Here is a 14,201-nt window from a genome sequence, read left to right on the forward strand (position 1 = left end):
ATCTGAGCGAGCTGCACACGACCGCACGCAACAAGCTCAAGAGCGCGCAAAAGCGCCCCTCGATCATCGCCGCTTGCTGGATGCAGGCTACGCTGTGGTGATGTCATGAATTATGAAAGCCTCAATAGACGGCCCGCACGCGAATCGATTCAAGCAGCAAAGACTTGGCCACGCCGTCACGGTTGTCGATCACCCTGCAACTGGCCCACATCCAAGTGCAGGACTTGGCCGCCTGGAATAACTGATCGGCAAGACCGCCAGCGGTCTCATCCCCAAGATGCAATTTAATCTGGCGCAATCGGCCAGACACAGTACGTCGTGAGCTCCTGCTCAGTTGGACCAAGGCCTCTTTCACACCAACGGACAACGGCCTAAACTGAACTTCAACCAGATCCGATCGCAAGGAGCTGAATCCACGTTTGGGCAAGACCGTTGAGGAAAAGGATCCATCTGGAGAGCGCAAAGTCAGCTTGCCTAGATCATCACCCATCTGCCGACCTGACCGGGCAAGCGATTGACGTTCGACCAGATCCAGGAAGTCGTTGGCCGACCATTGATGTTTGGTCTGAAGAAGCGTCAGCAAGGTGAACGACTGGCGGACCCTCGACGCGGCAGACTCTGCTTCGATGTCGAGATCCGTCTGATTTCGCCCTAGAGAGCGTTCCAATTCAGGCAGCAAGCTGCGTTGACGCCCCTCTTTAATATAGACGTCGAGCCACTCGTCTCCCTCATGACCGAATTGCTTCACCAGCTGGATTTCGTTGCCGCGAACAATCGATTGAAGCAAGCTAGTGATGCCTCGTTCAATACGCAAGGCCCGCCGGAGATACGGCGCAAGCTCGGTCGGCATGTTAGTGCTTGAAAGCAAAACGCTAAAGATTTCTTTGCTCATTTTGCTAAACCCCCCTTCGAAAAGCGTGAAATACAGAAAGAGAAAAAAGCAAGCCGTGAAACTCGTGCGTTCGCACGGCCGCTGAAGGCGCACACGTGCCGGCTGAAATCTGTGAGCAAGTCACTACCAAGTACCCCAGCGGATGGCCCCGACGAGGGCGAACCCGCTCGATTCGAACCGAGGCGCCAAAGCCCGAGAAAAAAACGTCCCGAATATCCTTGACTGCAGCATTGGTACGCAAAAGACTATCAGTGTTTTGCTCACCGTCCTGAATGCGAATCACGAGTGAGTCAGCTGGGACCCCAGCTTCTTTGAGAAGCCGAAGTAGCACCCGCGTCGCTGCGGGGTCATGCAGCGAAAGAACCTTGTGCTGCCACATCGATGACCAGGCTAGGGCGGCTTCCACGGACAGGGAGTCCTGCGCGTGACGCTCCAGGTACCGTGCCAAATTGATCAACTGCGCGTTCGAGCCCTGCCCAAAACGAAGCTGATGCTGTGCGACCTGCTGTTGTACCCACTGCAGGGCGTGCTCGGTGCTTGCATGCGCAAGGAGTAAGCCAGAAGAACGATCTCGGATCGTGCCTCTCCGAAGTCTTAGCGCCTGCTGAACTGCCAGACATAAGGTGTGGATCTCCCCGGGCTGGCAAGACAAGCGCAGACATACCGCTTCAAGCGAAACCCCGCGAGATACTGCGGCAAGCGCCTGACGTACCCAGCGCAGATCCCTTGGCGTCTCGATCGAAGGCGGCGCGATCGCAGGGACATGAAAAGAGGGAAACTGCAAACGGTTGTTCAGTACAGAAGGGTCTGCGCCCGCCTTCTGCGTGAGCCACTGGCTGTAGAAGTCATTTGAGGTACTGGCCCCGGAAACTGCTCGCGACGCCCGTTGGCGCAATGTGGCCGGCGTGATATCCAGCCAACTTGCAGTCTCATCCGTTGAATATCGCCTGACTGCCTCGATACGATCGCTGGCCGCGCGCAGAGCGAACTCGGGTAAGTGGAAATAGGTCGACCAGAGAGTGTCACGAGAGGAGTGTCCAAGCTCATGGCAAAGCTCGTCCAAAGGCGACACTGCCTTGGCCGGCTGAGGCTGCGTGAGCAGAGAGTAGGCGCGAGCCGAGGCACCGGCATGCCGTAACGAATGGAAGGACACTCGGTCGTCCCCGGTGGCGCGACGCAGCAGTTCATTGACGAGTCGTACGCACTGTCCAATACGATACAGCTGGCGTGGCGAATGCGGATCTCCAAAAAAAAAGAGGGGTGCACCTAAATTCGACTCGGATTCCAATACCCTATGGTCACGCCACCGCAAGATCAAACTGATTAATGCGGGGGCATGCACCTTAACGACACGTCGCGCAGCCCGACTCTTGCCGCCATGGAGTCCCCGGCCTGGATTCACGTGAATTCGAAGCGAGTCACCGTCTAGTACAAGGTCACTCGTGAGAAGCCCATGAAGCTCACCGATCCGAAACAGTCCACCAGCACCCAAAGCCAGCAGCACCTGCACTTGTTGAGAAACCCGCTCATCAAGAGAAACAGCGTTTGCATACTGCAGAGCACGTTGCTGCTCATGCGGCCAAACGAGATTGGCGTGAACCCGGGTTGCCTCGACGGCTTGAAACATCACATCCGGCATCGGATCACAACCGTAGGTGCGTACTGCCCAACTGTGCAAAGAGGCCAAAGCAGCGGAGTGTTGACCAGTGCATGCGCACTGGCGCAGCAAATCAAAGAGCCTGTACCAGTCTTCCTGCGAAAAGCAGGCCGGGGGGTACTTCAGCTCGTAAAGTGCATCGGCGAGTGGCTCGAGTAGCGACGTCATATATGCCGAGATCGTCGAGACCGCGGGATTGACTTTTCGAATGCTTCCCACCGTAAGGAGATGAAGCGCCCAGCTAAGCAATACGGCGGCGATCCATCCCTCCGATCGGATCATCTCGGTTACCAGCGTGAGCTTGTCACGAAGCTCCTTGCTGTTCAGGTGGTTGGCCAAGCGAAGACCGGTCTGGTTGACCGTGACAGAAAAGAACGACTGGATCAATGCGAGTGTTTGAGGTGTTACGCGTGGAGCGTCGCTGGATGAGTGAGACAAGAGACGGTCACCGACATGATCATGAGCCTGGTCAAGAGCAGGGTCGGCAAGCAGCGACTCGATGATCAAACCGGTTGGCTGGTCTTCGATTCGGCATAGCACCTGTTCATCAAGTATTGGTATCCGAAATGCGCCCCGGACATGGGAGTAAAGACAAAGAGGCAAGTGCAGATACCACCATGTCCTTGCATCTGTCAGTGCAAGATCGAGCGCGGTCGTGTGGAGAGCTGAGTCGATATCTGGATAGATATCCTGCAGGAGGCGCTCGAGCTCCGCAGCAGAAGCTGCCCAGTCAATGTCGTTTGCAAGCCGGCGGCCTGCCAGTCTTGTTCGAACGGAAAGACAGCGCGACTCCGTGTGCCGAAATCCCTCGCGATCAGAAGTCCACGTGATCCGGACGCCTGGATCGAAGGACGGTGTGTTGGAGATAGCTTGCGCTAAGGCGATGAGATCCGGCTCGTTGAGCACACAGTCATACCCAATCACACACAAAAGAAAACTGAGAGCAGGCGGGGCGTTGAGCAGATACCCAGGTAAATCCTTCACAAAACGATCGAAACGACTGGCCGCCGCTGCGGACCAAGGATTGAGCATCCAAACTGCTTCGCCAGCGCCCTGACGCAAACTGGGGCCACGGTCACGTTCGAGATTGGCGCAATCTATGGGTGATTCTGATCGCTTCATGCTGATGCTCCGGCAAGTCCAGGCAGCGGACGGATGTCTAGCGCGAGCAGGATCGAATCAATAGCCAGCGACGTGCCAAGCAGCCGATCGCCCAGGATCTCAATACCGCTAGCGCTTTGTGGATTGATGCCACGACCCTGATGCCGCAGGAAAAGATGGACATCGGCAAGCGGGCGCTCCTCAGCAATGAGTTTGGTTGCCAGCAGATGTCTGCCCCAGTCCCGGTTCAGCTCGACGCCCTTTCCCGTGAAGAGATGCTCTGTTTTCAGCTGTTGAGGTTTGCCCTCGCCATCAAGGAGAAAAAGAAGTGGGACAGCCAGGTTTTTCCTGATGGCGTCGATCAGAGAATGCGCAGCATTCGCTTTGTGGCCAAGCTTCTTGCTTAACCGGTCTTGCAGGCTCGTGATGTGGCGTTGCCACAGCTTCAACTGCGCACGAGCTGCAGGGGAGATCGGGATGGGGGTACGACTTTGAGCAATGCCGACGCTTTTGTCGTCCAAAAACCCAAATGGTGAGCTATCCGGCCATGCCGAAGCCAAGAACTCGGTCGTCGCTGATGCCCGCGCACCCGAGACGAAATGTAGGAACATTCCGACGCGCTTTGCGTATCGGTTGTGGTGCTCAATCAAGTTGGGAAGGCTGTAGCTACGGCCAACCTTAATTTCCGCAACAGCCAGATCAAGATCGGCAAAGATTGCGCGCGCAGTCTGCTCTTGGGCTGTGCGGGCAGACCCAACGCGACGAGCTGCCGGATCGTCAACAATCACCGAATCGCCAAGGCCAGCAGCGTCAAATACTTGAGCCCTAAGGCTCCAGATCTGATCTTCGGAAATATTGATGTACGGTAGGTCGGAGTGATCGAGCAGGTGAAATGCGAGAAACGCATAGGCGGCCACTGCCCTGTTTCCGGTCAGCCGGATGGCTGAGGAGGGACCAGATCGTAAAAACTTGCTTCTGACAGAAGCCGAGCGAGCGTCGTCAACCGTGCTGGTTGGAAACGACCGTTGATCCACAAGATCGCCCACCCGCTGAGCCGATGGACGCATGGTCCACGCCAGCTTCAGTTGCTCAGCGACGAACTTAGGCAGCGGCAGTCGGAGCATGTCGCTCGTCACCTCACATCCCGGAATGGGTTGTCCGAGGTCTCGAAGTAAGGGGCGTATGTCCAAGTGCGCCACGCCCCGCGTGCCATCCAACCAAAGAATGTGCCCTTCACCCTGGTCATCACTCCGTAGCGGGACCTGACAAAGAAGATCCCATTGAAAGTTGAGGCTGAACCCAAGCAGCATGCCGAGCGCATCGGCGTCCCCGGCGGTCGTCTCATTCTTGAGCTTGGAGACTGTATCGAATAGCGCTGTTCCAGATAGAAACTTCCGGACGTCGGCGTCACGCTGCACGACGGGGTGAGCACTCGACACCTCTGATCGCAGATGGTTGATCAGCTGGCTGTTGAATCGCAGGACGGATTTGTCCTGGGTCCGGACATGCTGGTTGAGAACCTCTGCGAGATCGGCGCTGCTGCGGCTGAGCAGAGCCCCAAGAGTGCGCGTCTGTTCCTCCGACAGGCTGGGCTCGTCAAGGACAGCGCGGCAGAGTGTGCTGAGACTTTCAAAGCGCTGCTTGGGCAGAGGAAGGTCGGTCAGCAAGCTACTGATCAGCAGATTGCCTACCGTGCGAAGGAGCGGATCCGGAGCTCGCTCCGGAAGTCTCGACAGCACACGCAAAGCCAGTCGGTTGGGTGGCATAAATCCCGCCGCTCGGCCAGGATTGGGCAGTTGCTGGCTAGTTAGTTCTCCGATGGCAGCATCTAGGACGTGACAGATTTCGGCCATTGGCTCACGAGCCGACGGCAGTTGGCTGATAGTGTGGTGTAGGCAGCGCTGAACGTTCTTCAGCACCAGCAGCGCAGAAAATTCCAACGAATCGACCTCGAGCAAAGCGGAAAGCCTTGAGATGAGTGAGGCCGTTTCTTCGGTAATAGAAACATTTAGAACGACTGAGCGTGGGTCTTCAAATAACGTGGGCATCGCAACTCCAAAGAAAAAAGCCCGCTTGCGGCCTAGCGGGCGGTTATCCGGTGCGGGCTTGGGCGTAAAAAGGTGGTGGTGACAGCCGGCTGCCGGTGCCGCTGCGGGGGATACCGAGAGTAAGTGGCTCCGGGACGATCCCCGGGGAAATGCCGGGGACCGATCAAAAGCCGGATTCGGGGTCCAGCTGCCGTGTGTGGTCCGCGAGAATGGGAATGCGGCTACAACAAGACAAAGTTGACGGCTGACGCTTGATCAGCGAATGCACTGCTTGGCAGTGCGATTTGAATTTTGCTCGCCTGTGTCAAAGGCGTCAAAAGATCCGGACCAGATTGGAGTGAGCCCTGGGTCGATTGGATAACCGGGCATGGTCCCTAAACCGACCAATAGTCAGCTTTTTGGCAACGCAAACTTGCCAGCGATAAGGGGCATCTTTGGCATAGAGCCGTGACATGGCGTCTCGATCGGTGCAAAGCGGTGTTTGCGAAAGCACCGAAAAAACATAACTAAATCAAAGACTTGATGACGAATGACGCCGAATGTTGCGGGGTAAAGGCGGTTAATGCATTTACATGCGCATCAATTTTTTAGCTCTCCGAAGCCATCGTGGGTTCGATCCCCGCCAGCCGCACCAATCTCCCCGTATTCCTTCCTGTTCACGCCATTGTCGGCGTGGGCCGCGCCAGCGTGGGCCGGTCGTCACCGGCCCGGGCGATGGCCAGCAGCTCGCGTTTGGTCTCGGTGATGTGCTCTTCCAGCAGTGTTGGACCACTGCCGGCACATCGCGCCGGCGGCAGGCCTCCAGGATGCGGTAGTGGTCGGACTGCGGGCCTTCCTTGCCCGTGGCCTTGGACATCAGCACATGGGTGTAGCGGTCGGTGTTGAGGCAGAACTCCTCGATCAGGCGGCGCAGCCGGCGGTTGTTGGAGGCCGAACCCAGCGCCAGGTGGAAACGCCGGTTGTACTCGGCCCATTCCTGCACGGACTCTGCTTTGGAATAGGCCTCCAGGATCTTCTCCATGGTCTGGAAGTCCTGCTCGACCATATTGGGAACGGACAGCTTGGCCGCATGGCACTCCAGGGCGATGCGGATGTCCAGCATCTCGAAGATCTGGTCCATGCTCATGCCCGCCACCACCGCGCCACGGTTCAGGTGGTGCACCACCAGCCCCTCGGACTCCAGCTGGCGCAGGGCTTCGCGCACGGGGATGCGGCTGGCCTTGAAGCGCTGGGCCAGCGCGTCCTGCTTGAGCGGCTGGCCCACGGGCAGGATGCCGCTGAGGATTTCATAACGCAGCTGGGTGCGGATGGTCTCGTGCAGGGCCTTCTGGGCGGAGGTGGTGGTCATGGCTCCGGGCTTTTTCTGAAAATGATTGGATACAGGATTGTCCATCTGAATCCGATATCTTATAATTGGATCCAATTTATGTACTTATGGATTAAATAAATGGAAACCCTGAAATCCTTCAAGGCAGGCAATGAGTCCGTGCTGTCCTATCTGCCGGGATCGGCCGAATGCATGGGTCTGGAGCAGGAGCTGGCGCGCCAGCTTGAGCAGCGTGTTGATATTCCGCTGGTCATCGGCGGCAAGCGCATCTACACGGTGGAGCGCGAGCAGGTGGTCTGCCCGCATGAGCATCAGCATGTGCTGGCCACGCTGAACCAGGCCACGCGCCTGGAGGCGCAGCAGGCGATCGATTCGGCCGTGGCTGCCCAGCGGGAATGGTCGTGCTGGACGCTGGAGGAGCGCTCGGCGGTGTTCCTGAAGGCTGCCGATCTGCTGGCCGGCCCCTGGCGTGCGCGGCTCAATGCCGCCACCATGCTGGGCCAGAGCAAGACGGTGCAGCAGGCCGAGATCGATTCGGCCTGCGAACTGATCGATTTCCTGCGCTTCAATGTGCAGTTCGCGCAGGAGCTGGTCAGGCAGCAGCCGCTGTCCAGCACGGGCGTGGCCAACCGCAGCGACTACCGACCGCTGGAAGGTTTCGTTTACGCCATCACCCCCTTCAACTTCACGGCCATCGGCGGCAACCTTGCGACTGCGCCCGTGCTCATGGGCAACACGGTGGTGTGGAAGCCCTCGGCCACGGCGGCGCTGAGCAACCACCTGGTGCTGCAGCTGCTCGAAGAGGCCGGCCTGCCGCCGGGCGTGATCAATTTCGTGCCGGGTGAGCCTGTGGGCGTGAGCGCGGCCGTGCTGGCCAGCCCGCATCTGGCGGGCATCCACTTCACCGGCTCAACGGCCGTGTTCGACCGCCTGTGGCTGCAGACCGCGCAGAACCTGACCAGGTACCGCTCCTACCCTCGTCTCGTGGGTGAGACCGGCGGCAAGGACTTTGTGCTCGCGCACGCCTCGGCCGATGTGGACGCGCTGGCCGTGGGCCTACTGCGCGGCGCCTTCGAGTACCAGGGTCAGAAATGCAGCGCGGCTTCGCGCGCCTACATTGCTGCTTCGCTCTGGCCACGCGTGAAGGCGCGCCTGTTGGAGATGCTGGCCACGGTGCGCATGGGCGATGTGCGCGACTTCCGGACCTTCATGGGCGCGGTCATCGACAGGAAGGCCTATGAGCGCATCAAGGCGTATATCGACGCGGCGCAGGTCGACCCGGGCTGCAAGGTGATCGCGGGCGGTGGCTGCGATGACAAGGTGGGCTACTTTGTCACGCCCACGGTGATCGAGGTAGGCAACCCGGCGCACGCGCTGATGTGCGAGGAAATCTTCGGCCCCGTGCTGACGGTCTGCGTCTACGGGGACGGCCTATGGGATGACGTCCTGCAGCGCGTGGACCAGACCAGCCCTTATGCGCTGACCGGTGCGGTCTTTGCGCAGGACCGCGCGGTGATTCAGCAGGCCATGGAGGTGCTGCGCTTTGCTGCCGGCAACTTCTACATCAACGACAAGCCGACCGGGGCCGTGGTGGGACAGCAGCCCTTCGGTGGCGCGCGGCGCAGCGGCACCAATGACAAGGCGGGATCGGCCCTGAACCTGATGCGATGGGTGTCGCCGCGGACCGTGAAAGAGACCCGTGCGCCGCCAAGGACTACACCTACGCGCACATGCAATAGCGGGACTGTGCGGGCTGGCCTTGAAACGGATCCAGGAATAAAGTGGCGTGCCCGCCTTGCGGCGCACGTCCTCATCGCATGCATCCACAGGAGCCGACCATGAGCAGCAGCCCGAACGCCCTTCCTTCCTACCTGAACCCCGACGATCTCGGGCCTTGGGCCACCTATCTGGAGCAGGTTGACCGCGTGCTGCCGCACCTGGGCCGGCTCAGCGTCTGGGCCGACACCCTGCGCCGGCCCAAGCGCGCGCTCATCGTCGATGTGCCCATCCACATGGACGACGGCACGGTGCATCATTTCGAGGGTTACCGCGTGCAGCACAACGTCTCGCGCGGGCCTGGCAAGGGCGGGGTGCGTTACCACCCGGGCGTGACCCTGTCCGAAGTGATGGCCCTGGCCGGCTGGATGACGGTGAAAAATGCCGCGCTCAACCTTCCCTATGGCGGCGCCAAGGGCGGCATCCGTGTGGATCCCAGGCAGCTGTCGCTGAGCGAGCTGGAGCGCATCACGCGGCGTTACACCAGCGAGATCGGCATCATCATCGGGCCCGACCGCGACATCCCCGCACCCGACGTGAACACCAACGAGCGGGTCATGGCCTGGATGATGGACACCTACTCGATGAATGTGGGTGCGACCTCGCCCGGCGTGGTCACCGGCAAGCCGCTGACTCTGGGTGGCAGCCTGGGCCGGCGCGACGCCACGGGGCGCGGCTGTTTCGTGGTCGCGCGCGAGGCCATGCAGCGTCTGGGCATGGAGCTGAAGGGCGCGCGCGTGGCGCTGCAGGGTTTCGGCAATGTGGGCAATGCGGCGGCGAGGGTGTTTCACGACCACGGCGCGCGCATCGTGGCCATCCAGGACGTGGCCGGCACCATCTACAACCCGGCGGGCATCGACCCCCATGCGCTGGGCAAGTTTCTGGCCGCAGGCAGGGGCACGCTGCTGGATTTCCCGGGCATCGAATCCATCGATCCCGCGAAGTTCTGGGAGGTGGCGTGCGAGATTCTGCTGCCGGCCGCGCTGGAAAACCAGATCACGGCCGCGAACGCCGGGCGCATCCGCGCCAGGCTCATCGTCGAAGGCGCCAACGGGCCGACCACACCGCAGGCCGAGGACATCCTGCTGGCGCACGGCGCCATCATCCTGCCCGATGTGCTGGCCAATGCCGGTGGTGTGACGGTGAGTTATTTCGAGTGGGTGCAGAACGCCTCGTCCTTCTTCTGGACCGAGGCCGACATCAACGCCCGCCTGGACCGCGCGCTCAGCGAGGCCTTCCGCGCCATCTGGGACCTGGCCCAGGAGCGCAAACTGCCATTGCGCACGGCGGCCTTCGTGATCGCCTGCACGCGGGTGCTGGAAGCCCGGGAGCTGCGCGGCCTCTACCCCTGACGCAATTGCGTCAGCACGTGTTGCAGCAGGCCCGTGCAGGCATCTTCCACCAGGTCCAGCACCTCCTCGAAGCCTTGTGCCCCCTCGTAATAGGGGTCGGGCACCACTTGCGCCTTGTGCTGCTGACAAAACTCGGTGAGGCGGCGCAGCTTGTGCACCTGGCCGGGTGGGCAGAGTTCGCGTGCGTGCCTGAAGTTCTCATGGTCCATGACCAGGACGAGGTCGTGCTGCTCGAAATCCCGCGGCAGCAGTTGCCGAGCCCGCAGGTCCGACAGGTCGTAGCCACGTTGGGCCGCGTGCTCCTGGGAGCGCTCGTCGGGCGGGCGGGCGGCGTGGTAGCCGTGCGTGCCGGCCGAATCGACCCGCACCCGGTCTGCCAGACCGCCTTCGACCAGCCGGTGGCGGAACACGCCGTGTGCGGTCGGGCTGCGGCAGATATTGCCCATGCAGACGAAAAGGACGGCGTAGGCCTTCATGTGGCCTCGTCCTTCTTGAGCTGCAGCGCGGCCTCGTACAGGGTGTTGCGCGGGCTGCCCGTGATCTCTGCCGCCAGGCGCACGGCCGTCTTGAGCGGCAGCTCGGCCAGCAGGAGGGTGAGCACGCGCAGGTCGGGGCCGCGCTCGCTTTTCTGCGCCTGCAAGGGGTGCAGCACCAGCACGAACTCTCCGCGCTCGTGTTTCTCGTCGGCTGCCAGCCAGGCCCCCAGTTCCGCGGCAGGCAGGGTGACCAGCTGCTCGAACTGTTTGGTCAGCTCACGTGCAACCGTCAGGGGGCGCGTGCCCAGCGCCGCCAGCGCACCGGCCAGGGCGCCCATGCGGTGCGGAGCCTCCAGCAGCACCACGGCCCGTGGCTCGCCGGCCAGGGCCTGAACGGCGACTGTGCGCTCACCGGCCTTGGCGGGCAGGAAACCGGCGAAGACAAAGGCGCCGGCCTCATCGACCACCCCCGCCACACTGAGCGCGGCAGTGATGCTGCTGGCGCCGGGTAGGGGGACGATGGGCAGGCCGGCGGCGCGCACCGCGGCTACCAGGCGTGCCCCGGGGTCGCTGATGGCGGGGGTGCCGGCGTCGCTGACATAGGCCAGGCGCTGGCCGGCCTGCAGCCGGGCGACGACCTGCTGCGCGGCCTCGGCCTCGTTGTGCTGGTGCAGGGCGATCAGGGCGGCCGAGGGGCGCTCGATGCCATAGGCGCGCAGCAGGCTCTGGGTGTGGCGCGTGTCCTCGCAGGCCAGGGCGTCGACCCGTTGCAACACATGCAGGGCGCGCAGCGTGATGTCGGCCAGATTGCCGATGGGGGTGGCCACCACATAAAGCGCGCCCTGCGGATAATGCTGGGCAGCGGCCGCGTCATGCGCGGCGGTCAGGGCGGAGGCGTAAGTAGCGTTCAATGGTGTTCCCCAAGTGGCTGGCAGCAGCCGGCAAACCCAGCACGCGGCAGGCCGGTGAGGTCGCCGAGGCGCAGGCCCTGCGGCATCTGCAGGCGGCCGGCCTGCGTCTGCTGGAACGCAATTATCGGACGCCCGGACGCGGCGGCGGCGAGATCGACCTGATCATGCGTGCGGCCGACGGCACCCTGGTCTTCGTGGAGGTGCGCCAGCGGGCCGGGGGGCAGCACGGCGGCGCGGCGGCCAGCGTTGGCGCCACCAAGCAGCGGCGCATCGTGCTGGCAGCGCGTTTTTACCTGCAGCGCTGGCAGGTGCCGCCACCCTGCCGGTTCGACGTGGTGGCCCTGGACGGCGAGGCCCTGCAGTGGCTGCCGGCGGCCTTCGACGCGGGCTGAAAGGCCGTGGCCCCGGAAATGCCGGGGATGGCGGGCGGCGGTTATCATAGACACCATGCTTGAGCAACGCATTGAACAACACTTCATCGACAGCGCCGACCTGAAATACCAGGCCGCGCAGGTCCTGAGCAAACCTATCGCGGCGGCTGTGCAAGCCGTGCTGGCCTGCGTCACCAACGGCGGCAAGGTGCTGGTTTGCGGCAACGGCGGTTCGGCCGCCGACGCCCAGCATTTCGCGGCCGAGTTTGTCGGCCGCTTCGAACGCGAGCGCCCCGAACTCGCCGCCATCGCGCTGACCACCGACAGCTCCATCCTGACGGCGATCGCCAACGACTACGATTTCAATGTGATCTTCTCGCGCCAGGTGCGCGCCCTGGGCCAGCCCGGCGACGTGCTGCTGGCCATCTCGACCAGCGGCAACTCGGCCAACGTGCTGGCCGCCATCGATGCCGCGCACGAGCGTGAGATGGTGGTGGTGGGTCTGAGCGGGCGCAACGGCGGCAAGATGGCCAGTGCCCTGCGCGAGACCGACGTGCACATCTGCGTGCCGCACGATCGCACGGCGCGCATCCAGGAAGTCCATCTTTTGACGCTGCACTGCATCTGCGATGCGGTCGATCACCAACTGCTCGGAGAACAGGAAAACAAGTCATGACGCATGAAGTCCGCCGCCTCACCCTGGTCCTGCTGCTGTCACTGCTGACGGTAGCCGGCCTGGGTGCCTGCGCCCCCCTGCTGGTGGGCGGCGCCGTCATGACGGGTCTGACGGCGGCCGATCGCCGTACCGCGGGCTCGCAGCTCGAGGACGAGCGCATCGAGTCGCGTGGCGCGGCCCGCCTGCGCGAGCACCTGGGCGAACGCGTGCACATCAACATCACCAGCTACAACCGCCAGGTGCTGCTGACCGGCGAAGTGCCCAACGAGCAGGACAAGCAGCTGGCCGAGCAGGTGGTCTCCCGCATCGAGAACGTGCGTTCCATCGTCAACGAACTGGCCGTGCTGGGTCAATCCACGCTGACGCAGCGCTCGTCGGACGCGCTGGTCACCGGCCGCGTCAAGTCCAACCTGATCGACGCCAAGGACATCAGTGCCAGCGCCTTCAAGGTGGTGACCGAGCGCGGTGTGGTCTTCCTGCTGGGGCGCGTGACCGCACGCGAGGCGGACCGGGCCACCGATCTGGCGCGTCGTAGCAGCGGCGTGCAGAAAGTCGTGCGCCTGTTCGAGATCATCACCGAGGAAGACCTGCTGGAGATGCAGTCCCAGCCCACCAGCTCGGGTGGGCAGTCACCCTCGTCGGCCAGCGGCCGGGCCATGTAGGTCCGGCCGGCCGGGTCTGCAAAGGACCGGCGGTTTTACTTGCGCAGGCGGCGCACCAGACTGGACGTGTCCCAGCGCCCGCCGCCCATCTCCTGCACATCCCCGTAGAACTGGTCCACCAGGGCCGTGATCGGCAAACGCGCGCCGTTGCGGCGCGCTTCGTCGAGCACCAGGCCCAGGTCCTTGCGCATCCAGTCCACGGCAAAACCGAAGTCGAACTGGTCGGCCACCATGGTCTTGCCGCGGTTGTCCATCTGCCAGCTCTGCGCCGCGCCCTTGCCGATGACCTCCAGCACGAGGTTCATGTCCAGACCGGACTGTTGACCGAAAGCCACGGCCTCGGCCAGGCCCTGGATCACGCCGATACAGCAGACCTGGTTGACCATCTTGGCCAGCTGGCCGGCCCCGCTGTCGCCGATGCGCGTGAAGGCGCGCGCATAGGCCATCGCGGCCGGCCTGGCCGTCTCAAAGGCCGCCGCATCGCCGCCGCACATGACGGTCAGCATGCCGTTCTGCGCGCCGGCCTGGCCGCCCGAGACCGGGGCATCGACGAAATGCAGGCCGCGCTCGCGGGCCAGGGCATGGAGCTCACGCGCGACCTCGGCCGAGGCCGTGGTGTGGTCGGTGAAAACCGCGGCGGCCTTCATGCCGGCATACGCCCCATCCGGCCCCAGCACCACGCTGCGCAGATCGGCGTCATTGCCCACGCAGGCGTAGACGATGTCAGCCCCTGCGGCGGCCTCGCGCGGCGTTGCGGCCGCCGCACCGCCGAACTCCCGCACCCAGGCCTGCGCCTTGGCCGGCGTACGGTTGTAGACGGTCACCTGATGTCCGGCCTGGGCCAGATGCCCGGCCATCGGAAAACCCATGACACCCAGGCCGAGGAAAGCGACTTTGCGGCTGGGCGTGGTTTCGTAGCTTTTGGGGTTGAGGCTGGGCATGGGACGCTCCT

12 protein-coding genes are annotated in these 14,201 nt (G+C 62.6%); 5 read left to right on the top strand and 7 right to left on the bottom strand.

What is annotated here, in order from left to right; translation table 11 throughout:
* Positions 1-121: 121 nt before the first annotated feature.
* The 4 genes from ACYVH8_RS00570 to ACYVH8_RS00585 all read right to left on the bottom strand — a co-directional run bounded on the left by ACYVH8_RS00570 (position 122) and on the right by ACYVH8_RS00585 (position 7,046).
* A complete protein-coding gene (locus ACYVH8_RS00570) occupies positions 122-892 on the bottom strand; it encodes a hypothetical protein (RefSeq protein ID WP_460486932.1) in 771 nt (256 codons plus the stop codon).
* A gap of 4 nt (positions 893-896) precedes the next feature.
* Positions 897-3,671, bottom strand: a complete 2,775-nt coding sequence (locus ACYVH8_RS00575) for a tyrosine-type recombinase/integrase (protein WP_460487136.1) — start codon at positions 3,669-3,671, stop codon at positions 897-899.
* Positions 3,668-5,698 (bottom strand): hypothetical protein, encoded by a 2,031-nt coding sequence (locus tag ACYVH8_RS00580; RefSeq protein ID WP_460486933.1) that lies wholly within the window; start codon positions 5,696-5,698, stop codon positions 3,668-3,670. The genes ACYVH8_RS00575 and ACYVH8_RS00580 overlap by 4 nt, the downstream gene beginning before the upstream one ends.
* Positions 5,699-6,266: 568 nt before the next feature.
* On the bottom strand, positions 6,267-7,046 hold the full coding sequence (locus ACYVH8_RS00585; protein ID WP_460486934.1) for a GntR family transcriptional regulator: 780 nt from the start codon (positions 7,044-7,046) through the stop codon (positions 6,267-6,269).
* A gap of 99 nt (positions 7,047-7,145) precedes the next feature.
* Between ACYVH8_RS00585 and pruA the strand changes: the two genes are divergently transcribed.
* Together pruA and ACYVH8_RS00595 are read left to right on the top strand one after the other, a co-directional pair.
* Complete coding sequence (pruA, locus tag ACYVH8_RS00590; RefSeq protein ID WP_460486935.1) at positions 7,146-8,867, top strand: L-glutamate gamma-semialdehyde dehydrogenase; 1,722 nt, start codon at positions 7,146-7,148, stop codon at positions 8,865-8,867.
* Positions 8,864-10,153, top strand: coding sequence for a Glu/Leu/Phe/Val family dehydrogenase (locus ACYVH8_RS00595; RefSeq protein WP_460486936.1), 1,290 nt, complete (start codon positions 8,864-8,866; stop codon positions 10,151-10,153). The genes pruA and ACYVH8_RS00595 overlap by 4 nt, the downstream gene beginning before the upstream one ends.
* On the opposite strand, the gene ACYVH8_RS00600 is transcribed toward ACYVH8_RS00595, so the two are convergent.
* On the bottom strand, positions 10,144-10,629 hold the full coding sequence (locus ACYVH8_RS00600) for a low molecular weight protein-tyrosine-phosphatase (RefSeq protein ID WP_460486937.1): 486 nt from the start codon (positions 10,627-10,629) through the stop codon (positions 10,144-10,146). The two genes, ACYVH8_RS00595 and ACYVH8_RS00600, sit on opposite strands and share 10 nt — an antisense overlap.
* Positions 10,626-11,540 (bottom strand): 16S rRNA (cytidine(1402)-2'-O)-methyltransferase, encoded by a 915-nt coding sequence (rsmI, locus tag ACYVH8_RS00605; RefSeq protein ID WP_460486938.1) that lies wholly within the window; start codon positions 11,538-11,540, stop codon positions 10,626-10,628. Before rsmI ends, ACYVH8_RS00600 begins: the two co-directional genes overlap by 4 nt.
* Here rsmI and ACYVH8_RS00610 point away from each other — a divergent pair.
* From ACYVH8_RS00610 to ACYVH8_RS00620, 3 genes are read left to right on the top strand one after another with little or no spacing between them, the layout of a single operon-like run.
* Entirely contained in the window at positions 11,540-11,932 is a 393-nt protein-coding gene (locus ACYVH8_RS00610; protein ID WP_460486939.1) for a YraN family protein, read from the top strand. The genes rsmI and ACYVH8_RS00610 overlap by 1 nt on opposite strands.
* A gap of 55 nt (positions 11,933-11,987) precedes the next feature.
* Complete coding sequence (locus ACYVH8_RS00615) at positions 11,988-12,587, top strand: phosphoheptose isomerase (RefSeq protein WP_460486940.1); 600 nt, start codon at positions 11,988-11,990, stop codon at positions 12,585-12,587.
* Positions 12,584-13,249 (top strand): BON domain-containing protein, encoded by a 666-nt coding sequence (locus ACYVH8_RS00620; RefSeq protein WP_460486941.1) that lies wholly within the window; start codon positions 12,584-12,586, stop codon positions 13,247-13,249. Before ACYVH8_RS00615 ends, ACYVH8_RS00620 begins: the two co-directional genes overlap by 4 nt.
* A 35-nt stretch (positions 13,250-13,284) precedes the next feature.
* On the opposite strand, the gene ACYVH8_RS00625 is transcribed toward ACYVH8_RS00620, so the two are convergent.
* Positions 13,285-14,190 carry an NAD(P)-dependent oxidoreductase gene (locus ACYVH8_RS00625; RefSeq protein ID WP_460486942.1) on the bottom strand — a complete coding sequence of 302 codons (906 nt, stop codon included), beginning with the start codon at positions 14,188-14,190 and terminating at the stop codon, positions 13,285-13,287.
* Positions 14,191-14,201 lie beyond the last annotated feature (11 nt).

Source organism: Curvibacter fontanus, assembly GCF_054780335.1.

Bases quoted from the DNA above. Each gene is read 5' to 3' on its own strand.
- ACYVH8_RS00570 (WP_460486932.1), bottom strand. From the start codon at position 892: ATGAGCAAAGAAATCTTTAGCGTTTTGCTTTCAAGCACTAACATGCCG.
- ACYVH8_RS00575 (WP_460487136.1), bottom strand. From the start codon at position 3,671: ATGAAGCGATCAGAATCACCCATAGATTGCGCCAATCTCGAACGTGAC.
- ACYVH8_RS00580 (WP_460486933.1), bottom strand. From the start codon at position 5,698: ATGCCCACGTTATTTGAAGACCCACGCTCAGTCGTTCTAAATGTTTCT.
- ACYVH8_RS00585 (WP_460486934.1), bottom strand. From the start codon at position 7,046: ATGACCACCACCTCCGCCCAGAAGGCCCTGCACGAGACCATCCGCACC.
- pruA (WP_460486935.1), top strand. From the start codon at position 7,146: ATGGAAACCCTGAAATCCTTCAAGGCAGGCAATGAGTCCGTGCTGTCC.
- ACYVH8_RS00595 (WP_460486936.1), top strand. From the start codon at position 8,864: ATGAGCAGCAGCCCGAACGCCCTTCCTTCCTACCTGAACCCCGACGAT.
- ACYVH8_RS00600 (WP_460486937.1), bottom strand. From the start codon at position 10,629: ATGAAGGCCTACGCCGTCCTTTTCGTCTGCATGGGCAATATCTGCCGC.
- ACYVH8_RS00610 (WP_460486939.1), top strand. From the start codon at position 11,540: ATGGTGTTCCCCAAGTGGCTGGCAGCAGCCGGCAAACCCAGCACGCGG.
- ACYVH8_RS00615 (WP_460486940.1), top strand. From the start codon at position 11,988: ATGCTTGAGCAACGCATTGAACAACACTTCATCGACAGCGCCGACCTG.
- ACYVH8_RS00620 (WP_460486941.1), top strand. From the start codon at position 12,584: ATGACGCATGAAGTCCGCCGCCTCACCCTGGTCCTGCTGCTGTCACTG.
- ACYVH8_RS00625 (WP_460486942.1), bottom strand. From the start codon at position 14,190: ATGCCCAGCCTCAACCCCAAAAGCTACGAAACCACGCCCAGCCGCAAA.